Genomic DNA, 19487 nt, shown 5'->3' on the forward strand with positions numbered 1-19487 from the left:
GCGGCCTGATGCCCTCACCCTGACCCTCTCCCACGGGGAGAGGGAAAGCAGAACACCTTCTCCTTGCAGGAGAAGGTGTGTTGATTATCGACGACGATAGTTCTTCTGCGCCGTATTGACCTTATACAGATAGCGGCGGGACTCCGCTGATGGGTGGCGGGTGGTGAGGGTTGAGTAAACATCCCCCGGCGCCATGCTGTTGATGATGTTTGCGGCCTGCACTTTGTCGTTCGAGAAGACGCGCAGCACGCTGCCCGCGCCGCCGTTATAGGCGGTGATTACGGCATAGCGGCGCGAGGTCGGGTTATCGATGCCGCCGAGATAAACATTGTTCAGCATCGCCAGATAGGCCGTGCCGGTATCAATGTTGCTCTGCGGGTCGAACAGATAGCTGCGGCTCGGCGTGCCGGATTTACCCTGCGCGCGGAAGACGTCTTTACCGGCGCTGTGCTGCACAACCTGCATCAGCCCCAGGGCATCGGAACGGCTTACCGCATACGGGTTAAACGAGGATTCGGTCTGCATAATCGCCAGGATTAGCGACTCATCCACGCCGTATTTACGCGAGGCCTGACGCACCATGCCAAGATACTTATGCGCACGCTTGTCGAGGTGGTTCGGGACGAGGCTGATGGTGACGCTATAAATTATCTTCAGGCCGTTAGAGCGGCTCTTCAGGCGCGTCTGCAGCAGGTAGTCGGCAAATTTCGTGGCGCGGCCTTCCCAGCGGATCGGCTGACCGGTCTGATCGACGACCTGACCGTACAGGAACGGCTCTTTCGAGATGGTGATATCGTCGGCATCGGAGTAGAGATCGATAGATCCCGGGTCGTCACCCATCAGCAGGGTTTTGATAATCGCCTGACGCAGTCGTGCCGCAGGGTCAGTACCCGCGATGGTTTCAATGGTGATCGTACCCTCATCAAAGTTGATGTGGCTACGGGTCAGATAGGCGTCGGTGTACTTAACGTAGTCCTTCGGTCCGGCAATAAGAACTTCGTTAAATCCCCATATGTTCTCGATGTTGTGGGCAAACTGCCCCATCAAAATGTCAAAACCGTTGGTGTCCTTGATCCAGGCTTCGTTGTAATCATCGCCTTTTTTTGACGAACAGGAGACCAGCAACGGCGCAACAAGGGCTAGCGCTAAAAGTTTTTTCATCATTCCGGGCGTGCGTGTTGTGTTTGCTTAGTCGTTGCTATTGCCCGGCGGCGCTTCGCTTGCACGGGCCTACGGTTTTGTAGGCCGGGTAAGCGCAGCGCCACCCGGCAACAGCCGCTCAATATTATTTTTCTGGAGGCGTATAGCCTTCGATATGCACGTCTTTGCCTTCAAACAGGAAGTTCACCATCTCCTGTTCCAGCAGCTTGCGGTGTTCCGGGTTCATCATGCTGAGCTTTTTCTCGTTAATCAGCATGGTCTGCTTTTTCTGCCACTGTCCCCAGGCTTCTTTGGAGATCTCGTTATAAATGCGTTTACCCAGATCACCCGGATAAAGCTGGAAATCCTGGCCTTCAGCGTCACGCTGCAGGAAAGTACAAAAAATCGTTCTGGCCATACTCATTCCTCTTTTTATTGTCGATGCTAAACCATTGCACCGGCACGTAATTGCTGTAACAGGCGCTCCACGGGAGCCGCCAGCCCGACTGATGGCGGTTGCGCTAAGTTATACCAGAGAGCGGTGCCTTCATCCATGCACGAGGCAAATGAGGACACGGGAAGCCACATCGGCACAATATCCAGGTGGAAATGGCTGAAGGTATGGCGAAACGCGGTCAGCTGCGTCAGGTTATCGGCAGCAATACCGCGCTGTTTAAGCCATTCACGCAGCAAATCTTCATCTTCAAACTGTGGGAAGCAGTATAGACCGCCCCACAGGCCGCTCGGTGGACGCTGGGCCAGGAACACCTCGTCGCCGTGCTGCATCAGCAGCATGTAACCGGTGCGCTCCGGTAGCGTCTGCTTCGGTTTTTTCCCCGGGTATTGCGACCACGAATGGTTAGCGTAGGCCACGCAGAGAGTATTGAGCGGGCAGAGTTCGCACTTGGGTTTTGAGCGCGTGCAAACCATCGCACCCAGATCCATCATCGCCTGGTTAAAACGTTCGACGCCGTTGCCCGGGGTAACCGCTTCACTGATCTCCCACAGACGTTTCTCAACCTCTTTTTTACCGGGCCAGCCGTCCACGGCATAGCAACGTGCCAGCACGCGCTTCACGTTGCCGTCGAGGATCGGGAAATGCTTACCCAAAGAGAGAGAGAGAATGGCTCCCGCCGTTGAACGCCCGACGCCGGGTAAATCTGCCACTTCATCGAAAGTTTCCGGGAATTTACCGTTGTGGCGCGTGGCGACCTGCTGCGCGGCCTTGTGCAGATTACGCGCGCGGGCGTAATAGCCCAGGCCTGTCCACAGGTGCAATACCTCGTCCAGCGGGGCATTCGCCAGGTCTGTTACCGTCGGGAAGCGTGCCATAAAACGCTCAAAGTATGGGATCACCGTGGCGACCTGCGTTTGTTGCAACATCACTTCGGAGAGCCATACTTTGTAAGGCGTTTTTTCAATTTGCCAGGGCAGGGTTTTACGCCCGTATTTGTCGTACCAGTCCAGCACCTGGGCTGAAAATTGAGAGGCTTGCATGGTCATCGATTCACATAATCAGGGACGCAGATTGCAGCACAGCGTCAATCTGCTGTAAACCGGATCTTTCCCATGCTTGCATAGACGCCTTAACTTTGGATAATGCCCGTTTCCCGAACATTCTCACAAGCAGACAACTCTTTTATGAAAAACGACGTCATTTCACCGGAATTTGATGAAAACGGTCGCCCGCTGCGCCGTATTCGCAGCTTTGTCCGTCGTCAGGGCCGCCTGACAAAAGGGCAGCAACATGCGCTGGACAACTACTGGCCGGTGATGGGCGTTGAGTTCAGCGAGCAGCCGCTGGACTTTGCCGGGCTGTTTGGCCGCGAAGCGCCAGTCACGCTGGAGATTGGTTTTGGTATGGGCACCTCTCTGGTGACCATGGCGCAAGCTCGCCCGGAGCAGAACTTCCTCGGTATTGAAGTGCACTCCCCGGGCGTCGGCGCGTGTCTCGCAACTGCCCATGAAGAGGGTGTAGAGAACCTGCGCGTCATGTGTCATGACGCGGTGGAAGTGCTGCACAAAATGATTCCTGACAATTCTTTAACCATGGTTCAGCTCTTTTTCCCTGACCCGTGGCACAAAGCACGTCATAATAAACGCCGTATCGTTCAGGCACCGTTTGCCGAGCTGGTGAAAAGCAAGCTGAAACTGGGCGGCGTCTTCCATATGGCGACCGACTGGGAACCTTATGCGGAACATATGCTGGAAGTGATGTCGTCTCTGGACGGGTATAAAAACCAGTCTGAAAGCAACGACTATGTTCCGCGTCCGGATTCACGTCCGGTAACGAAATTTGAACAGCGTGGCCATCGTCTTGGTCACGGTGTATGGGACTTAATGTTCGAGAGGGTGAAATAATGGCAAAGAATCGTAGCCGTCGTCTGCGTAAAAAAATGCACATCGAAGAATTCCAGGAAGTGGGTTTCTCCGTTGCGTGGCGTTTCCCGGAAGGCACCAGTGTAGAACAGATCGATCAGGACGTGGATGCCTTCATCAACGACGTGATTGAGCCCAACAAGCTGGCCTTCGACGGTAGCGGTTACCTGGCGTGGGAAGGTCTGATCTGCACCCAGGAAGTGGGTAAATGCACCGAAGAACATCAGGCGCTGGTTCGTAAATGGCTTGAAGACCACAAGCTGGAAGATGTCCGCGTCAGCGAACTTTTCGACGTTTGGTGGGACTAATAAAGCAAGTACGGGGCCAGCATTAGCTGGCCCATTTTGTCTGAGGGAGTGTTTAAGATGCGCAAAACGTTGCTGGCTGTTGCTTTGATGGCAACCGGATTCACCGCCCATGCGGAGTATAAATGTAGCGTCACCCCGCGTGATGACGTGGTGTTAAGCCCGCAAACCGTGCAGGTCAAAGGCGAGAACGGCAATCTGGTGATTACGCCGCAAGGGAACGTCACCTTTAACGGCAAAGAGTACAATCTGACAGCCGCACAGCGTGAGCAGGCGAAAGACTATCAGGCCGATTTGCGTACCGCGCTGCCATGGATTAATGAAGGTGCCCTGACGCGCGTCGAAAAGAGCCGTGTTGCACTGGATAAGATCATTACCAAAGAGGTGGGGGAGAGCAGCAATATGCGCTCCCGCCTGACGAAGCTCGATAAGCAGCTCAAAGAGCAGATGAACCGGATTATCGAGACGCGCTCTGATGGCCTGACGTTCCACTACAAGGCGATTGATCAGGTCCGTGCTGACGGACAGCAGCTGGTGAACCAGGCGATGGGCGGCATTCTGCAGGACAGCATCAACGAGATGGGGGCTAAAGCGGTCCTGAAGGGCGGCGGTAACCCGCTGCAGGGCGTGCTGGGCAGCCTGGGTGGCTTGCAGACCTCAATTCAGAACGAGTGGAAGAACCAGGAAGATGATTTCCAGCAGTTCGGCAAAGACGTGTGTAAACGCGTGGTGTCGCTGGAAGATAGCCGGAAGGCGCTGGTGGGGACGTTGAAGTAATCCTCTGTGCGCTGGGCCCCTCACCCCGGCCCTCTCCCCAGGGGAGAGAGTGTAAACGTTCCCTCTCCCTGTGGGAGAGGGTTAGGGTGAGGGCATCAGGCTCTGCAATTTTTGAAGTATAACCGTCAGCACTTCCTCTTCCTGAGAAGTAAATTCATTGTTCCAGAATCGCACGACTTCCCAGCCATTTGTATGCAAAAACTCTGTACGACGTGAATCGTATTTCTCTTTGCTTTGATGTTGCCCTCCGTCGAGCTCAATAATCAATTTCGCCTTAAAACAGGCAAAATCTGCAACATACGGCCCAATCGGCATCTGGCGGCGAAACTTATAGCCAAAGAACCGACGACCTCTGAGCAAATACCAGAGGCGAAATTCTTCGGGCGTCATTTGTTTGCGAAGTTGTTTTGAGTTTTCCATCCCCACACTCTGCCAGCCTTTCCCTCAGCTGGCAGAACGGGATGCAAAAACCTGAATTAGCCTTCAGGAATCGTCGGCGAGGAACAGCTCAAGAAGGGAATTTAAGAACAGTTTGCCGTGCTCGGTGATCTGCCAGTAATCTTCACACTCAGTCAGATACCCCTGCGCCAGCGCCTCGTCAATCTGAGGACGAATCACTGACTCCGGCAGACCGGTGTAACGCGCAAATTCCGCGCGCGGCGCGGCTTCCAGCAGGCGGAAGCGGTTCATAAAGAACTCAAACGGTTTATCCGCCGCCTCAACGTCGTGCTGGCGCTCGAGATAACGGCCTTCCATATACCCTCGCGGGTGGCGGGTTTTGGCGGTACGCAGAATGCGACCGTCCGGGAAAGTCACCTTACCGTGCGCGCCGCAGCCAATTCCCAGGTAGTCGCCAAAACGCCAGTAGTTCAGGTTGTGCTGACACTGATACCCCGGTTTCGCATACGCAGACGTCTCGTACTGCTGATACCCCGCAGCGGTTAACAACTGGTGGCCCTGCTCGAAAATATCCCACAGCGCGTCGTCATCCGGCAGAACCGGAGGACGGGAACCAAACAGCGTGTTGGGTTCAATGGTGAGCTGATACCAGGACAGATGCGGCGGGTTAAGTTCAATCGCCTGGCGCAGATCGTCCAGCGCTTCGTCGAGCGACTGGTCCGGCAGGCCGTGCATCAAATCGAGGTTAAAGCTGCGCAGACCCAGTCCTGTCGCCAGGTTTGCCGCACGCTTTGCTTCCTCAGGGCCGTGAATGCGCCCCAGGCGCTTCAGTTTTGGCTCGCTAAAGCTCTGCACGCCGATGGAAATACGGTTCACGCCAGCACGCTGATACTCGACAAAACGATCGGCCTCAACGGTACCGGGGTTGGCTTCCATCGTAATTTCAGCATCCGCGGCCAGGTTCAGGCGCGCACGCACGCCGTCCAGCAGCGTCTGCATCGCCGGGCCTGACAGCAGGCTCGGCGTACCGCCACCAATGAAAATGGTCTTAACTTCACGTCCCTGTGCGTAAGGTACATCGGCGTCCAGGTCAGCCAGCAGATGCGCAACGTAGTCATCGTGCGGTACTTCACCTTTCAGCGCGTGCGAGTTGAAATCGCAGTACGGGCATTTCTGCACGCACCACGGGATGTGAATATAAAGACTCAGAGGTGGCAAATTAGCCATTACGCAGTGCTTCCAGTAACAGTTTCAGTGCGCGCCCACGGTGGGAAATCGCGCTTTTCTCTTCGCGGGTCAGTTCCGCTGCGGTTTTGCCCTCGGACGGGACAAAGAAAATCGGGTCGTAGCCAAAACCGCCGTTGCCCGCAGCTTCACGGGTAATCACGCCCGGCCAGCTACCGTGGCAGACGATCGGCGTCGGGTCCTCTGCGTGACGCAGATAGACCAGCACGCAGTGGAACTGTGCGGTCCGCTGTTCGTCCGGTACGTCTTTCAGGGCAACAAGCAGCTTTTCCAGATTCTGCTGGTCGGTTGCATCAACACCGGAATAACGAGCAGAGTAAATCCCCGGCGCGCCGCCAAGAAAATCGACGGCCAGACCGGAGTCATCGGCAATGGCGGGCAGACCGGTAATCTGCGCGGCATGGCGTGCTTTCAGGATCGCGTTTTCAATAAACGTCAGCCCCGTCTCTTCGGCAGAATCTACGCCAAGATCGGTCTGAGCGACCACATCCAGCCCAAAATCATTTAATAGCGAGGCCAACTCGCGCACTTTACCGGCGTTGCCGGTCGCGAGAACAACTTTCTGCATGGTTTAGTCCTGTTCTGTCAAAGCCGCGACTTCCGTCGGGATGGATTGCGGGTTGAGGATTTTTACCTGTTTATGCCGCCCCAGTTCGCCTTTTTCAATGATGACCTGGCTTTTGGCCACGCGAAACTGTTTTGCCAGATATTTGGTCAGATGCGCGTTTGCCTGACCGTCAACCGGCGGGGCGGTGATGGCGACTTTTAACTCGTCGCCATGCAGTCCAACAATACTGTCACGGCTGGCTTTCGGCTGAATATACAGCCGCAAAACCAGCCCGTCAGCGCAGGTGCTTACGGCACTCATAGCGCCATCCACAGCCCCGGCAACAGCATGTCGCCCGTAGACTGCAGCAGTTCAGCGATCCCCATGTTGATCACATAGAGCAGCAGAACCAGAATCATCGGGGAGAAGTCGATGCCGCCCATAGAGGGAAGTAAGTTACGGATCGGACGCAGCAGCGGCTCGGCCAACTGAATCAGGGCATACTCTACCGGGCTACGCCCCTGGCTCACCCAGCTCATGATGGCCATCACCAGCAGCACCCAGAAAATCAGCAGACCGACGGTTTTGATCAGAATCAGCACGGCGGCAATCCAGATAATCGGCTGGAAGGTGATGACCATAAACAGCACGATGGCTTTGATAACGCTAAGAATAAACGCTACCAGCAGCGAAGCGCTGTCGATGGGACCCATGGCCGGGATAATGCGGCGCAGGGGCCCGACAATAGGTTGCGTGATTTTCACGACAAACTGGGAGAACGGATTGTAAAAATCACAACGGGCCCACTGCATCCAGACGCGCAGCAAAAGCGCCATCGTATACAGCTCAATGACCGTTGAGAGCAGGAAAGTCAACGTCTTCATGGCGTTCCTCAGGTTTCCTTATTATTTGGAGTAGTCGCGCGCACCGAAAATGGCGGTACCGATGCGCACCATAGTGCTGCCTGCCGCGATGGCGGCTTCCATATCATCCGACATGCCCAGAGAAAGCGTGTCTACCGTGTTGTAGCGCGCTTTAAGCGCCTCAAATGCTACAGCCATTTGCTGTGCCACGGCAAACTGCCTTTCATAACTTGACTCTGGCGCCGGAATAGCCATCAGCCCACGCAGGGTTAAGCGTGGCAGGGCGGCCACGTCTGCGGCCAGCGCATCCAGCTCGCTTAGCGCAATGCCAGACTTGCTGTTTTCGTCGCTGATGTTGATTTGTATCAGCACGTTAAGCGCTGGCATCTCTGCCGGGCGTTGTTCGTTCAGGCGTGTGGCAATGCGCAGACGGTCAATCGTATGGCACCAGTCGAAGTGCTCTGCCACCAGACGGCTTTTGTTCGACTGCAGTGGACCAATAAAGTGCCACTGAAGATCCGTATTCCCCTTTTCCCGGAAGTCGCGAATTTTATCCACGCCTTCCTGCACGTAGTTCTCACCAAATGCGCGCTGGCCTGCATCAATCGCTTCTGCGATGGCGCTCGCAGGCTTGGTTTTGCTGACTGCAAGGAGCGTAATTTCTTCTGAAGCACGGCCGCAACGCGTTGCGGCAGCTGAGATTTTGTCCCGGACCTGTGCCAGGTTATGCGCAATGTCGTTCATTTTCCGAGGAGTAGTCTATGGATGTGGAAGAAATGGTGGCCCTTAGTGTAAAGCATAACGTCTCCGATCTACACCTGTGCAGTGATTCGCCACCCCGCTGGCGCCGGTCAGGACGCCTTGAACCCGCGCCGTTTCCGCCGCCAGATGTCGGAGCGTTATTAAAAGCGTGGCTCAATGATGAGCAGCAGGGAAGCTGGTGGGCTCACGGTCAGGTCGATTTTGCCGTGACGGTGGCAGAAGGCCAGCGTCTGCGCGGGAGTGCGTTTAAGCAGATTAACGGGGTGTCCATCGCCCTGCGGTTGCTGCCACGCACCTGTTCGCCACTCTCTTTGCTGGGCGTGCCGCGTGCCATTCCGGAACTGTTATCCAGTGACAACGGGTTGATTCTGGTGACGGGGGCGACCGGCAGCGGCAAATCTACCACTCTGGCGGCGATGGTCGATTTCCTCAACCACCATACTGACGGGCATATCCTCACGCTTGAAGATCCGGTGGAGTATCTGTACCGGAGCGAACGCTGCCTGATTCAGCAGCGGGAAATAGGTCAGCACTGCCCGTCTTTTGTCGAGGCGCTGCGCGGAGCGTTACGCGAGGATCCAGATGTGATTTTGCTGGGGGAGCTGCGTGATGCAGAGACGATCCGTCTCGCGTTGACGGCGGCGGAGACCGGGCATCTGGTGCTGGCGACACTGCATACGCGGGGTGCCTCGCAGGCCATTGAGCGGCTGGTGGACACCTTCCCGGCGCAGGAGAAAGACCCGGTACGTAACCAGCTGGCCGGTAGCCTGCGTGCGGTGCTGGCACAGAGGCTGCTTCCCGACCTGCAGGGTGGGCGTGTCGCGCTGTATGAACTGCTGGTGAATACCCCGGCGGCGGCAAATCTGATTCGTGAAGGAAAAACGTGGCAACTGCCCGGTATCATTCAAACAGGCCAGCAGGCGGGAATGCAGAACTTTGATCAAAGCGTGGCGGAGAGACGGGTGCAGGGGCGGCTATAGGCCCCTGAGATTAATAGCCCTGTTCGAAATAGCTTTCGAGGATGATGACGGCAGAGGCGGAGTCTACGCTGCCTTTGTTGAGCGCCCGGAAGCCGCCGTGCTCAAACAGGCCAGCACGCGCTTCGACGGTGCTAAGACGCTCGTCGTGAAGCTTCACGGAGACGCCAAAGCGGCCATGGATTTTATTGGCGAACTTACGTGCGCGGGCGGTAAGGGGTTGTTCGGTGCCGTCCATATTCAGCGGCAGCCCAACGATAACATCATCCGGTTGCCATTCTTTCAGCAGACGTTCGATAAGATTCCAGTCAGGCGTGCCGTCGTTGGCCTTCAGGGCCGTGAGTGGACGCGCGGTACCGGTGATGCGCTGACCCACAGCGACGCCAATGCTTTTGGTACCAAAATCAAAGGCCAAAAGTGTTCCGCTCATCAGGCGTGCCCCGCGACACCAGGCATGGTCAGAATATCAATGCCAATCAGTTTTGCCGCATCGCGCCAGCGATCGGCTATCGGGGTTTTAAACAGAATATTCATGTCCGCTGGTGCGGTAAGCCAGGCGTTATCGAGGATTTCCTGCTCAAGCTGGCCTTTCTCCCACGACGAGTAACCCAGCGCCACCAGCACTTCGGAAGGCTGTTCTGCGGTACCCAGCGTTTCGAGAACGTCGCGCGAGGTGGTGATCACGGTGTTATCGGAGATGCGGATACTGGAAGAGAATACCGGCGGGGTATGAAGGATAAAGCCGCGATCTTCTGCAAGTGGTCCACCCAGCATCACCGGTTTATCAAGCCGGATCTCCGGCAGTCGCGCTTCAGCCGGGATTTTCAGCTTGTCCAGAATCCCTTCAACCTGCAGGTTTTCCAGCGGCTTATTGATGATAATGCCCATCGCGCCGTCTTCATTGTATTCACAAATATAAACCACGGCGCGGCGAAAAATCGGATCCTGGAGAGCAGGCATGGCAATAAGAAAGTGATGCTGTAAATTCATTGTCAGAGGTACTGTTTCCTGGTTTAAAAAGCGACAGCGCCCAGTATGGGGATAAAGCCGGGCGCTGTCACAGATTATTTCTGTAAACGTTTTTCGATAGCGTCCATCAGCATTCCGGTGATCGAGATCGGGAACTCCGCTTCGATTTCGCGAATGCAGGTTGGGCTGGTGACGTTCACTTCCGTCAGGCGATCGCCAATAATGTCCAAGCCAACAAAGATCAGGCCTTTGGCTTTAAGCGTTGGGCCAACGCGGCGGGCAATTTCCCAGTCGCTTTCTGTCAACGGGCGCGGCTCACCGCGTCCACCGGCCGCCAGGTTACCGCGCGTTTCGCCACCCTGTGGGATACGTGCCAGGCAGTAAGGTACGGGTTCGCCATCCACGACCAGAACGCGTTTGTCGCCATCTTTAATGGCGGGCAGATAGTTCTGGGCCATGCAGTAGCGGGTACCCAGTTCGGTCAGGGTTTCGGCAATCACGCCAATGTTCGGGTCGCCTTCCTTCACGCGGAAAATAGACGCGCCGCCCATGCCGTCCAGCGGCTTCATGATGATATCGCCGTGTTTTTGCCAGAACTCCTTCAGCTGAGCTTTGCTGCGGGTCACCAGCGTTTCAGGCGTCAGGTCTGAGAACCAGGCGGTATAAAGCTTCTCGTTGCAGTCGCGCAGGCTCTGCGGCTTATTGACGATCAGCGTCCCTTTCTCTTCGGCACGCTCAAGGATATAGGTGGAGTAGATGTATTCGGTGTCGAACGGCGGATCTTTACGCATCAGAATAACGTTGAGATCGGCCAGGGCAATATCCTGCTCGGTGCCAAACTCGTACCATTTGTCGTAGTTCTGCTCGACGTTAACGATGCGGGTACGCGCGCGGGCTTCACCGTTGATCAGGTAAAGATCGTTCATCTCCATATAGTGGAGCTCATAGCCGCGACGCTGCGCTTCCAGCAACATAGCGAAGCTGGAATCTTTCTTGATGTTAATGTTTGCGATGGGGTCCATCACGATGCCGAGCTTAATCATGTTCTTCTCCGTTTATACTTCAACCCAGATCGCCAAACCGTACCTGTAGCGCGGTAATGGCCGTGAGTGCCGTTGTCTCAGTGCGCAGAACGCGAGGTCCCAACAGAATATCAGTAAACTGGTAACGCGCCGTCATCGCAATTTCGTCCGCCGACAGGCCGCCTTCGGGGCCAATCAGCAGGCGTACACGTTCAACGGGCAGCGGCAGCGTATTAATGCTGGCGCTGGCGCGCGGATGAAGATTGAGCTTCAGTCCGCTCTCCTCTTCGGCACACCAGTCCTCCAGGTCCATTGCCGGGCGGATCTCCGGTATGCGGTTGCGGCCGCTCTGTTCACACGCCGCAATGGCAATTTTCTGCCACTGCTGGATCTTTTTGTTCAGACGTTCCGCATCCAGTTTAACGCCACAGCGCTCGGAAAAAAGTGGCGTAATGAGGCTTACACCCAGCTCAATGGATTTTTGAATGGTGAATTCCATCTTTTCCCCGCGGGACATGACCTGGCCCAGGTGGATGTGCAGCGGCGATTCACGATCGTCCACTTCACCGCGCAACACATTCACATGCACGCTTTTTTTATCCGCCCGGGTGATTTCCGCCTCGAAAACCTGATTAGAGCCGTCGAAAAGCTGTATTGCCTGCCCAGCCCCCATGCGCAGCACGCGGCCAACGTGGTTGGCGGCGTCGTCAGACAGGGCGATTTCGCGACCTGCGGTAATCAGTTCAGGGTGGTAAATGCGAGGAATGCGCATAGTCAAAAATTCCATATGTCATGCGAGATAAGCGAATTGCCGTAGTGTAGGTTAGCTCTTTTGCGCCTGGCAAGCCCGCTGGACGTACGGGTTATGATTCCCCTGGACTCTGGCGATGCGTTCGTCGCGCTGACATTCCCACTCCGTCACCGGATATTGCTTATCCCACGCATTGAACAGCTGCGTCTGCTGACGGGAGAGGTTGAGGTCGTAGCGGTCACGCATGTAGAAGTAGGTGCGGGCGATGCTGCCGCGCGCGCGGGCAGGCGGCTCGGCGACTTTTTCTTTAAAATCCACCTTCATGCCGCACTGGCCATATTGGCCTTCGCCACCGTTCCACTGGCTGTACATAAAGTTGCCGCGGTCACCGTTCACTTCACCCACGGCAGGCTGCAGGTTATGCATATCGCTTTCCATCTGGCGGTAGACAGGATCTTTAGAACAGTTTTTACGACCGCCATCCTGCCAGCACTGGCGCAGGTGGCCAAACTGCCATGCCGGAACGACATGCTCCCATTCGATGCGGCTGGCGCGGTTTTCGTTTTTACGCACCTTATAGCCGCAGGACTCCAGGTCCACGACCCCTTTTTTACCCTGCCAGTTAATTTTACAGCCGCAGTAGAAATCGCCCGGCACATCGGCGTTCACCTTCACGCCTGCTGCCTTGGCCTGGGAAAAACTGTTGATACCATCGGCCAGAGCATGGCCTGAGAACGCTGTCGTCAGAAAGGCGACCGCGAGAGAAAAATTACGGGACATCTTACACTCCGTGTCAAAACGAGCCCGCAACGTAACGAATGTTTTTCCTGTATGCAATCAGTCAGATCAGGAAAGTTCCTGAATGTTCAAATGATTACTCCGCAATAAGCGGTTCGCCGCATTTGACGCAGCGGTAGGTCGCTTCGCCGCGGACCACGCGATTATGGCGGCGGACGGTAAGCTGATGCTGCTGACACTGGCAGCGGTAGGGGAACGTATTGCGACGTACAGATTCCAGCTCGAACTGATGAGTTCTGCGCGCCGGAACGCCCAGTACTGCCTCCATCATCCACTTCCACTCTTTTCCGTGCGGCGCGACGCGACCAAAATGTTTCCACACCAGGAGGTGAGCCAGCTCATGCGGCACCACTTCCTCAATAAACGCCTGCTGGTTTTCCATCATCAACACCGGGTTCAGGCGGATCTCATACGATTCCAGCCAGGCAGTACCCGCCGCGGTGCCACGCTGCTGATAGACGAGCTTCGGTTCAGGGTAATTCCGACCGAGCTTCAGGTTCGCCTGGGCGAGTTTTTCCCGCAGGCTGCGCATAACGGCTTGCTGAAGGGCGATGGGGAGACGGGGAGCTTTCATAGGGGCAGAGCATAAAGCGCGAAGCGGGGAGGCGCAAGAGGCGCCTCCCGCAAGAGGATTAGTCGTGTGCGCCGATTTCGCGCAGTGGACGACCTTTCATCAGGTTACGTTCAATATGTTCCAGTGAAACATGTTTGGTTTCTGGAACCAGCCAGATGGTCAACACAATAAAGAAGATGTTCAGACCGGCGTAGACCCAGAAGGTGTTGGCATTGCCCAGGGTATTGAGCATGGTCAGGAACGTCGCGCCGACGATCATGTTGGCAATCCAGTTGGTTGCAGTTGAGCAGGTGATACCAAAATCACGCCCTTTCAGCGGCTGGATCTCAGAACACAGTACCCAAATCAGCGGACCGGCGCTCATCGCGAACCCGACGATAAACATCAGCAGCATGCCTACCGCAAAATACTGTGCGGTTGGGGAGTGGATGCCGACGTGCATCATGGTACCCAGCACGCCCATACCGATCGCCATGACCAGGAAGCCCAGCGTCAGGGTCGGTTTACGTCCCCAACGGTCCACCAGGCCGATCGCGATAAAGGTCGCCAGCACGTTGGTCAGGCCGACGATGACGGTGCCCCACATCTGCTCGGTGGTGTTGGTATAACCCGCCAGCTCAAAGATTTTTGGCGCGTAATACATGATGACGTTCATCCCGGTGAACTGTTGCATCACCTGCAGCAGCACGCCGAGGAATACTGCGCGACGGAAGTTGCTGTTCTCTTTAAACAGCGCCCAGCCAGACTGCTTCACCTTCAGGCTTTCGCGGATCTCTTCCAGCTCGTTTTTCGCCTCCGCACTGGTGTCGCGCAGGCGCAGCAGCACCCGTTCGGCATCGTGGAATCGGCGCTTTGCGGCAAACCAGCGTGGGCTGTCCGGCAGGAAGAAGACGCCAATCAGCAGCAAAATGGCCGGGATGATGATCACGCCAAGCATCCAGCGCCATGCCCCGCTGTAGCTGAACGCGGTATCGGAAAGATAAGCCCCGAGAATACCGATGGTGATCATCAATTGGTACATCGAAATCATACTGCCGCGAATTTTCTCTGGCGCAATTTCAGAGAGATAGAGCGGGGCGGTGTAGGACGCGACGCCGACGGCCAGCCCCAGCAGTACGCGGGAAAGAATAAGCACTTCAACGTTAGGGGCGGCAGCAGAGAAGAGTGAACCGGCGACGAAGAGAATGGCACCAATCATTAGGCTCTTTTTACGTCCGAGCTTGAAGGAGAGCCAGCCGCTGCCGACAGCACCAACCGCTGCGCCAAACATCATCGAGCTGACCACCCATTCCTGGGTATGCGCGTTAATCTGGAATTCGTCTGCGATGAAGGGAAGGGCGCCAGCAATCACGCCGATATCCAGGCCAAAAAGTAAACCTGCCAGGGCGGCGAGGAAGCAGACGAAGAATGTCATCGCCTTGTTGGACGTACGCCCCTGTTTTTTATTGTCAGGCATTATGCCCTCCAGTTGGGTTATCAGTTTTATTGATGTTAAGGGTAGGTGAGTGACCCGTAAAAATATGTGAGATTAATCACATTGGTGTAATCGGTTACACTGGTGTGTAACCGTAAAAATTATTAAAGCTTTGAAAATATAGAGGTAAATGAGGTGATATGCATCGCGAAAGAATACATTTCAGACTTAACTGAAAGGAAATGTAACAGCACAAGAAATGCCATCACGCAAAGAGATTATTCCGAAAGCGAGGTACATGGACTGGCGTGTAAGCGGTTCCAAATATAAAAAAAGCCAGCACAAAGGCTGGCTTTTTTAACGCTCTTGTCAGTCGATTATTTCAGACCGGCAGCTTCACGCAGCAGGGCGGCTTTGTCGGTTTTTTCCCATGGGAAATGTTCACGACCAAAGTGACCGTATGCCGCGGTTTCTTTGTAGATTGGGTGCAGGAGATCCAGCATCTGAATCAGTCCGTATGGACGCAGGTCGAAGAACTCGCGTACCAGCAGGGTCAGCTGTTCTGAAGGCACTTTCTCGGTACCGAAGGTTTCAACCATGATGGAGGTTGGCTCAGCCACGCCGATGGCGTAAGAAACCTGAATCTCACAGCGGTCAGCCAGGCCGGCAGCAACGATGTTTTTCGCAACATAACGTGCCGCGTATGCCGCAGAGCGGTCAACTTTAGACGGATCTTTACCAGAGAACGCACCGCCGCCGTGACGTGCCATGCCGCCGTAGGTATCAACGATGATTTTACGTCCGGTCAGACCGCAGTCACCCATTGGGCCGCCGATAACAAAGCGTCCGGTTGGGTTGATGAAGAATTTGGTCGCAGAGCTCAGCCATTCGGTCGGCAGAACCGGCTTGATGATCTCTTCCATCACTGCTTCTTGCAGGGATTTCTGGTCAATCTCTTCGGAATGCTGGGTAGACAGTACCACCGCATCGATGCCAACGATTTTGCCGTCATCGTACTGGAAGGTGACCTGGCTTTTTGCATCCGGGCGCAGCCACGGCAGGGTGCCGTTTTTGCGTACTTCAGCCTGACGCTGTACCAGACGGTGCGCGTAGGTGACCGGGGCTGGCATCAGCACGTCGGTTTCGTTGGTCGCGTAGCCAAACATCAGGCCCTGGTCGCCCGCGCCCTGTTCCAGTGGATCGGCACGGTCAACGCCCTGGTTGATGTCTGGAGACTGTTTGCCAATGGCGCTCAGCACCGCGCAAGAATTGGCATCAAAGCCCATATCAGAATGCACATAACCGATTTCACGCACCGTGTTACGGGTGATCTCTTCGATATCAACCCATGCGCTGGTGGTGATCTCACCGCCAACCAGAACCATGCCAGTTTTGACGTAGGTTTCGCACGCGACGCGCGCTTTAGGATCCTGCGCCAGGATCGCATCCAGCACCGCATCGGAGATTTGGTCAGCAATTTTATCAGGATGTCCTTCTGATACGGACTCGGACGTAAACAGGTGTTTTGCCATGTTTTATTTCACCTAAGAGGAATTTGGTTAGCTCAAGCTGCTGTGTGGAATAGCCAAAGGAGATAATTCTACCAAGGCCTGCAGGTTTTTGACACTGGCAGTATGAGTGTTAATCAGTATAGATGGATTAACATCTGGATGGCTATTTTAGGTCACTTCTTCGCCCGATTTCCAGTTTTTTTTGATTCATCTCTCACGGCGTTGAAATGTCTGCTGGAAATTTTTCCTGACGGCGCTGGCAACCCACGCATTTTTGTTTTGCTTTTTAGCCCCCTTCTCGGTATAAAACGCGGCGCGCGGCTCATACAAAATAAGCGCTCGATGAACTCATCGAGTCGCCACTTCCAGCCGGGTTAAGCAGTGAACTTTTAGCTTTGGCTTGGGGTCCGTTTCAGCAGAGGCGGCCGTGGAGGTGATACGAGATAATGAACCATCGTTTTCCGCTAATTCAGCGCAGCCGTTCTGGCGCGCATTTGATTCCCGCAACCCGCATTTCTAGTCTGCAAACCTGCCGATGTTATACCCATCTCGGCGCTTCTCAGGATTCCAGGGCCGGTCAGGCTGTGTGAAAACTGAACAAGGGCGCTCTTGTTAATACAAGAGTTTTCTCGTGGTTTCGCCGAACCTTGTCATACAGAGTTCGGATACGTGTTTTACAATGATATGAATAAGAAACCGGTCGCACGGTCTGGATTTCAGCATACTCTGCTGGGAAACGGAGCCGTTTATGGGTTGTTATCGCCGTATAACGCTGCGATAGTAGTCAACTGTTTTACACTTAATACAAAGAGTTGAGGTTCGCTATGTCTGACGACATGTCTTCTTTTTCGCCTTCGTCAGCGGGCGAACAGGGTGTACTACGTTCTATGCAGGAGGTTGCGATGAGCTCCCAGGAAGCCAGCAAGATGCTGCGCACATACAATATTGCCTGGTGGGGCAATAACTACTACGACGTCAACGAACTGGGCCACATCAGCGTTTGCCCGGATCCGGACGTCCCTGAAGCGCGCGTGGACCTCGCCAAACTGGTGAAAGCCCGTGAAGCACAGGGCCAGCGTTTGCCTGCACTGTTCTGCTTCCCGCAGATCCTGCAACATCGCCTGCGTTCTATTAACGCCGCCTTCAAGCGCGCGCGTGAATCCTACGGCTATAAAGGCGACTACTTCCTGGTTTACCCGATTAAGGTGAACCAGCACCGCCGCGTGATTGAGTCCCTTATCCACTCCGGCGAGCCGCTGGGCCTCGAAGCCGGCTCCAAAGCGGAGCTGATGGCGGTTCTGGCGCATGCGGGCATGACCCGTTCGGTCATTGTCTGTAACGGCTACAAAGACCGTGAGTACATTCGTCTGGCGCTGATTGGCGAGAAGATGGGCCACAAGGTCTATCTGGTTATCGAGAAGATGACTGAAATCGCGATCGTGCTGGAAGAGGCTGAACGTCTTAACGTGGTGCCACGCCTCGGCGTGCGTGCGCGTCTGGCGTCTCAGGGTTCCGGTAAATGGCAGTCCTCCGGCGGTGAAAAATCCAAATTCGGCCTCGCGGCGAACCAGGTACTGCAACTGGTGGAAATTTTGCGCGAGCGCGGTCGTCTGGACAGCATTCAGCTCCTGCACTTCCACCTCGGTTCGCAGATGGCCAATATTCGCGATATCGCCACCGGCGTGCGTGAATCAGCCCGTTTTTACGTTGAGCTGCACAAGCTTGGCGTGAATATTCAGTGCTTCGACGTGGGCGGTGGCCTGGGCGTGGACTACGAAGGGACCCGCTCGCAGTCTGACTGCTCGGTGAACTATGGTCTGAATGAATACGCCAATAACATCATCTGGGCGATCGGTGATGCCTGTGAAGAGCACGGCCTGCCGCACCCGACGGTGATCACCGAATCCGGTCGCGCGGTGACCGCGCACCATACGGTGCTGGTCTCTAATATCATCGGCGTTGAGCGTAGCGAAATTTCCGAAGCGACGCCGCCGCAGGATGATGCACCGCGTTCCCTGCAAAGCATGTGGGAAACCTGGCAGGAGATGCACGAGCCGGGCACGCGTCGCTCCCTGCGCGAATGGCTGCACGACAGCCAGATGGATCTGCACGATATTCACGTCGGCTACTCGTCAGGCACCTTCAGCCTGCAGGAGCGTGCGTGGGCGGAGCAGCTTTATCTGAACATGTGCCATGAAGTGCAGAAGCAGCTCGATCCGAGCAACCGCGCGCACCGTCCGATTATCGACGAGCTGCAGGAACGTATGGCGGATAAGATTTACGTCAACTTCTCGCTGTTCCAGTCGATGCCGGATGCATGGGGTATCGACCAGTTGTTCCCCGTTCTGCCGCTGGAAGGGCTGAACCACGCCCCGGAACGTCGCGCGGTGCTGCTGGACATCACCTGTGACTCCGACGGTGCTATCGACCATTACGTTGACGGCGACGGTATCGCCACCACCATGCCAATGCCGGAGTACGACCCGGAGAACCCGCCGATGCTGGGCTTCTTTATGGTCGGGGCGTACCAGGAGATCCTCGGCAACATGCACAACCTGTTCGGTGATACCGAAGCGGTTGACGTGTTTGTCTTCCCTGACGGCAGCGTGGAAGTTGAGCTGTCTGACGAGGGGGATACCGTGGCAGACATGCTGGAATACGTTCAGCTCGATCCGAAAACGCTGCTGACCCAGTTCCGCGACCAGGTGAAAAACACCGGTCTCGACGATGCATTGCAGCAGCAGTTCCTGGAAGAGTTTGAGGCGGGGCTGTACGGGTATACTTATCTCGAAGACGAATAATTATTCCGCCAGTTAAATATGAAAAGGGTCTGACCGTGGTCAGACCCTTTTTTATGGCTACATGAAAACCCCGCCGGTGAACGACGGGGAGAGGGCGTTTAACTCAGCTGTTCGTCCTGGAACGTAATGGTCACTTTCGCATAGATATTAATTGGCATTTCCGCCATTAGCGGCAGCCACTGCTTCGGCTGGGCTGTTGCGCTCATATCGCCGTTCCACTGCTTGTGCTCAGGCGTTTTCGGCATGTCCATGC

At 55.4% G+C, this 19487-nt stretch carries 25 protein-coding genes; 8 read left to right on the forward strand and 17 right to left on the reverse strand.

All coding sequences use genetic code 11. The features are described from left to right. Positions 1 to 84: 84 nt before the first annotated feature. The 3 genes from mltC to mutY form a co-directional block, all read right to left on the reverse strand. Complete coding sequence (gene mltC / locus L977_RS22930; RefSeq protein ID WP_047626993.1) at positions 85 to 1161, reverse strand: membrane-bound lytic murein transglycosylase MltC; 1077 nt, start codon at positions 1159 to 1161, stop codon at positions 85 to 87. Positions 1162 to 1285: 124 nt separating this feature from the next. Next, a complete protein-coding gene (locus tag L977_RS22935; RefSeq protein ID WP_003862425.1) occupies positions 1286 to 1558 on the reverse strand; it encodes an oxidative damage protection protein in 273 nt (90 codons plus the stop codon). Positions 1559 to 1584: 26 nt separating this feature from the next. Then, the gene (mutY, locus tag L977_RS22940) at positions 1585 to 2637 is read right to left on the reverse strand and encodes an A/G-specific adenine glycosylase (protein ID WP_197061812.1); all 1053 of its coding nucleotides are present in this window, start codon (positions 2635 to 2637) and stop codon (positions 1585 to 1587) included. A gap of 144 nt (positions 2638 to 2781) precedes the next feature. Here mutY and trmB point away from each other — a divergent pair, with 144 nt between their 5' ends. Genes trmB through L977_RS22955 form a run of 3 tightly spaced genes read left to right on the forward strand, consistent with a single transcriptional unit; the run spans position 2782 to position 4601 of the window. After that, complete coding sequence (gene trmB, locus L977_RS22945) at positions 2782 to 3501, forward strand: tRNA (guanosine(46)-N7)-methyltransferase TrmB (RefSeq protein ID WP_014885199.1); 720 nt, start codon at positions 2782 to 2784, stop codon at positions 3499 to 3501. Then, entirely contained in the window at positions 3501 to 3827 is a 327-nt protein-coding gene (locus L977_RS22950) for a YggL family protein (RefSeq protein ID WP_014885198.1), read from the forward strand. Before trmB ends, L977_RS22950 begins: the two co-directional genes overlap by 1 nt. Before the next feature lie 57 nt (positions 3828 to 3884). Continuing rightward, positions 3885 to 4601 carry a DUF2884 domain-containing protein gene (locus tag L977_RS22955; RefSeq protein ID WP_014885197.1) on the forward strand — a complete coding sequence of 239 codons (717 nt, stop codon included), beginning with the start codon at positions 3885 to 3887 and terminating at the stop codon, positions 4599 to 4601. Between the two features lie 81 nt (positions 4602 to 4682). Here the strand turns inward: L977_RS22955 and L977_RS22960 are convergent, their stop codons facing one another. The 6 genes from L977_RS22960 to L977_RS22985 form a co-directional block, all read right to left on the reverse strand. Continuing rightward, complete coding sequence (locus tag L977_RS22960; protein WP_023331282.1) at positions 4683 to 5021, reverse strand: endonuclease domain-containing protein; 339 nt, start codon at positions 5019 to 5021, stop codon at positions 4683 to 4685. A 63-nt stretch (positions 5022 to 5084) separates the two neighbouring features. Then, on the reverse strand, positions 5085 to 6227 hold the full coding sequence (gene hemW, locus L977_RS22965; RefSeq protein WP_014885195.1) for a radical SAM family heme chaperone HemW: 1143 nt from the start codon (positions 6225 to 6227) through the stop codon (positions 5085 to 5087). Next, positions 6220 to 6813, reverse strand: a complete 594-nt coding sequence (locus L977_RS22970; protein WP_023331280.1) for an XTP/dITP diphosphatase — start codon at positions 6811 to 6813, stop codon at positions 6220 to 6222. The genes hemW and L977_RS22970 overlap by 8 nt, the downstream gene beginning before the upstream one ends. A 3-nt stretch (positions 6814 to 6816) precedes the next feature. Next, the gene (gene yggU / locus L977_RS22975) at positions 6817 to 7113 is read right to left on the reverse strand and encodes a DUF167 family protein YggU (RefSeq protein WP_014885193.1); all 297 of its coding nucleotides are present in this window, start codon (positions 7111 to 7113) and stop codon (positions 6817 to 6819) included. Then, positions 7110 to 7676: a YggT family protein gene (locus L977_RS22980; protein ID WP_014885192.1), complete on the reverse strand. Its 567-nt coding sequence runs from the start codon at positions 7674 to 7676 to the stop codon at positions 7110 to 7112. The genes yggU and L977_RS22980 overlap by 4 nt, the downstream gene beginning before the upstream one ends. 21 nt (positions 7677 to 7697) lie before the next feature. Further along, positions 7698 to 8399 carry a YggS family pyridoxal phosphate-dependent enzyme gene (locus tag L977_RS22985; protein WP_014885191.1) on the reverse strand — a complete coding sequence of 234 codons (702 nt, stop codon included), beginning with the start codon at positions 8397 to 8399 and terminating at the stop codon, positions 7698 to 7700. Between the two features lie 17 nt (positions 8400 to 8416). Between L977_RS22985 and L977_RS22990 the strand changes: the two genes are divergently transcribed. Continuing rightward, on the forward strand, positions 8417 to 9397 hold the full coding sequence (locus tag L977_RS22990; protein ID WP_047626995.1) for a type IV pilus twitching motility protein PilT: 981 nt from the start codon (positions 8417 to 8419) through the stop codon (positions 9395 to 9397). A gap of 10 nt (positions 9398 to 9407) precedes the next feature. On the opposite strand, the gene ruvX is transcribed toward L977_RS22990, so the two are convergent. From ruvX to metK, 8 genes are all read right to left on the reverse strand, one after another. Beyond that, positions 9408 to 9824, reverse strand: a complete 417-nt coding sequence (gene ruvX, locus L977_RS22995; protein WP_006811925.1) for a Holliday junction resolvase RuvX — start codon at positions 9822 to 9824, stop codon at positions 9408 to 9410. Beyond that, positions 9824 to 10384, reverse strand: coding sequence for a YqgE/AlgH family protein (locus tag L977_RS23000; RefSeq protein ID WP_008499752.1), 561 nt, complete (start codon positions 10382 to 10384; stop codon positions 9824 to 9826). Before L977_RS23000 ends, ruvX begins: the two co-directional genes overlap by 1 nt. 74 nt (positions 10385 to 10458) lie before the next feature. Continuing rightward, a complete protein-coding gene (gene gshB / locus L977_RS23005; RefSeq protein ID WP_023331278.1) occupies positions 10459 to 11406 on the reverse strand; it encodes a glutathione synthase in 948 nt (315 codons plus the stop codon). A 19-nt stretch (positions 11407 to 11425) separates the two neighbouring features. Beyond that, positions 11426 to 12157: a 16S rRNA (uracil(1498)-N(3))-methyltransferase gene (gene rsmE, locus L977_RS23010; RefSeq protein WP_014885188.1), complete on the reverse strand. Its 732-nt coding sequence runs from the start codon at positions 12155 to 12157 to the stop codon at positions 11426 to 11428. A 51-nt stretch (positions 12158 to 12208) separates the two neighbouring features. Next, a complete protein-coding gene (endA, locus tag L977_RS23015; protein ID WP_023331276.1) occupies positions 12209 to 12916 on the reverse strand; it encodes a deoxyribonuclease I in 708 nt (235 codons plus the stop codon). 94 nt (positions 12917 to 13010) lie between these two features. Next, positions 13011 to 13508: a SprT family zinc-dependent metalloprotease gene (locus L977_RS23020; RefSeq protein WP_014885186.1), complete on the reverse strand. Its 498-nt coding sequence runs from the start codon at positions 13506 to 13508 to the stop codon at positions 13011 to 13013. 58 nt (positions 13509 to 13566) lie between these two features. Beyond that, positions 13567 to 14964 (reverse strand): galactose/proton symporter, encoded by a 1398-nt coding sequence (gene galP / locus L977_RS23025; protein ID WP_014885185.1) that lies wholly within the window; start codon positions 14962 to 14964, stop codon positions 13567 to 13569. Positions 14965 to 15299: 335 nt separating this feature from the next. Further along, on the reverse strand, positions 15300 to 16454 hold the full coding sequence (gene metK, locus L977_RS23030) for a methionine adenosyltransferase (protein WP_014885184.1): 1155 nt from the start codon (positions 16452 to 16454) through the stop codon (positions 15300 to 15302). 138 nt (positions 16455 to 16592) lie between these two features. Between metK and L977_RS23415 the strand changes: the two genes are divergently transcribed. The 4 genes from L977_RS23415 to speA all read left to right on the forward strand — a co-directional run bounded on the left by L977_RS23415 (position 16593) and on the right by speA (position 19234). After that, positions 16593 to 16811, forward strand: a complete 219-nt coding sequence (locus L977_RS23415) for a hypothetical protein (RefSeq protein ID WP_014885183.1) — start codon at positions 16593 to 16595, stop codon at positions 16809 to 16811. A gap of 68 nt (positions 16812 to 16879) precedes the next feature. Beyond that, a complete protein-coding gene (locus tag L977_RS25325; RefSeq protein WP_418251728.1) occupies positions 16880 to 17023 on the forward strand; it encodes a hypothetical protein in 144 nt (47 codons plus the stop codon). A gap of 94 nt (positions 17024 to 17117) precedes the next feature. After that, positions 17118 to 17249: an acid stress response protein YqgB gene (gene yqgB / locus L977_RS24230; protein WP_127312443.1), complete on the forward strand. Its 132-nt coding sequence runs from the start codon at positions 17118 to 17120 to the stop codon at positions 17247 to 17249. A gap of 8 nt (positions 17250 to 17257) precedes the next feature. Beyond that, positions 17258 to 19234 (forward strand): biosynthetic arginine decarboxylase, encoded by a 1977-nt coding sequence (speA, locus tag L977_RS23035; protein WP_014885182.1) that lies wholly within the window; start codon positions 17258 to 17260, stop codon positions 19232 to 19234. Positions 19235 to 19487: the final 253 nt, after the last annotated feature.

The organism is Enterobacter sp. ZOR0014, assembly GCF_000798855.1.
GTDB lineage: Bacteria > Pseudomonadota > Gammaproteobacteria > Enterobacterales > Enterobacteriaceae > Enterobacter > Enterobacter kobei.

Bases quoted from the DNA above. Each gene is read 5' to 3' on its own strand.
- mltC (WP_047626993.1), bottom strand. From the start codon at position 1,161: ATGAAAAAACTTTTAGCGCTAGCCCTTGTTGCGCCGTTGCTGGTCTCC.
- L977_RS23000 (WP_008499752.1), bottom strand. From the start codon at position 10,384: ATGAATTTACAGCATCACTTTCTTATTGCCATGCCTGCTCTCCAGGAT.
- L977_RS23020 (WP_014885186.1), bottom strand. From the start codon at position 13,508: ATGAAAGCTCCCCGTCTCCCCATCGCCCTTCAGCAAGCCGTTATGCGC.
- speA (WP_014885182.1), top strand. From the start codon at position 17,258: ATGTCTGACGACATGTCTTCTTTTTCGCCTTCGTCAGCGGGCGAACAG.
- L977_RS22960 (WP_023331282.1), bottom strand. From the start codon at position 5,021: ATGGAAAACTCAAAACAACTTCGCAAACAAATGACGCCCGAAGAATTT.
- endA (WP_023331276.1), bottom strand. From the start codon at position 12,916: ATGTCCCGTAATTTTTCTCTCGCGGTCGCCTTTCTGACGACAGCGTTC.
- ruvX (WP_006811925.1), bottom strand. From the start codon at position 9,824: ATGAGCGGAACACTTTTGGCCTTTGATTTTGGTACCAAAAGCATTGGC.
- L977_RS23415 (WP_014885183.1), top strand. From the start codon at position 16,593: ATGGCTATTTTAGGTCACTTCTTCGCCCGATTTCCAGTTTTTTTTGAT.
- L977_RS22935 (WP_003862425.1), bottom strand. From the start codon at position 1,558: ATGGCCAGAACGATTTTTTGTACTTTCCTGCAGCGTGACGCTGAAGGC.
- galP (WP_014885185.1), bottom strand. From the start codon at position 14,964: ATGCCTGACAATAAAAAACAGGGGCGTACGTCCAACAAGGCGATGACA.
- L977_RS22950 (WP_014885198.1), top strand. From the start codon at position 3,501: ATGGCAAAGAATCGTAGCCGTCGTCTGCGTAAAAAAATGCACATCGAA.
- mutY (WP_197061812.1), bottom strand. From the start codon at position 2,637: ATGCAAGCCTCTCAATTTTCAGCCCAGGTGCTGGACTGGTACGACAAA.
- L977_RS22955 (WP_014885197.1), top strand. From the start codon at position 3,885: ATGCGCAAAACGTTGCTGGCTGTTGCTTTGATGGCAACCGGATTCACC.
- metK (WP_014885184.1), bottom strand. From the start codon at position 16,454: ATGGCAAAACACCTGTTTACGTCCGAGTCCGTATCAGAAGGACATCCT.
- gshB (WP_023331278.1), bottom strand. From the start codon at position 11,406: ATGATTAAGCTCGGCATCGTGATGGACCCCATCGCAAACATTAACATC.
- trmB (WP_014885199.1), top strand. From the start codon at position 2,782: ATGAAAAACGACGTCATTTCACCGGAATTTGATGAAAACGGTCGCCCG.
- L977_RS22980 (WP_014885192.1), bottom strand. From the start codon at position 7,676: ATGAAGACGTTGACTTTCCTGCTCTCAACGGTCATTGAGCTGTATACG.
- rsmE (WP_014885188.1), bottom strand. From the start codon at position 12,157: ATGCGCATTCCTCGCATTTACCACCCTGAACTGATTACCGCAGGTCGC.
- L977_RS25325 (WP_418251728.1), top strand. From the start codon at position 16,880: ATGAACCATCGTTTTCCGCTAATTCAGCGCAGCCGTTCTGGCGCGCAT.
- L977_RS22985 (WP_014885191.1), bottom strand. From the start codon at position 8,399: ATGAACGACATTGCGCATAACCTGGCACAGGTCCGGGACAAAATCTCA.
- L977_RS22990 (WP_047626995.1), top strand. From the start codon at position 8,417: ATGGATGTGGAAGAAATGGTGGCCCTTAGTGTAAAGCATAACGTCTCC.
- yggU (WP_014885193.1), bottom strand. From the start codon at position 7,113: ATGAGTGCCGTAAGCACCTGCGCTGACGGGCTGGTTTTGCGGCTGTAT.
- hemW (WP_014885195.1), bottom strand. From the start codon at position 6,227: ATGGCTAATTTGCCACCTCTGAGTCTTTATATTCACATCCCGTGGTGC.
- L977_RS22970 (WP_023331280.1), bottom strand. From the start codon at position 6,813: ATGCAGAAAGTTGTTCTCGCGACCGGCAACGCCGGTAAAGTGCGCGAG.
- yqgB (WP_127312443.1), top strand. From the start codon at position 17,118: ATGAATAAGAAACCGGTCGCACGGTCTGGATTTCAGCATACTCTGCTG.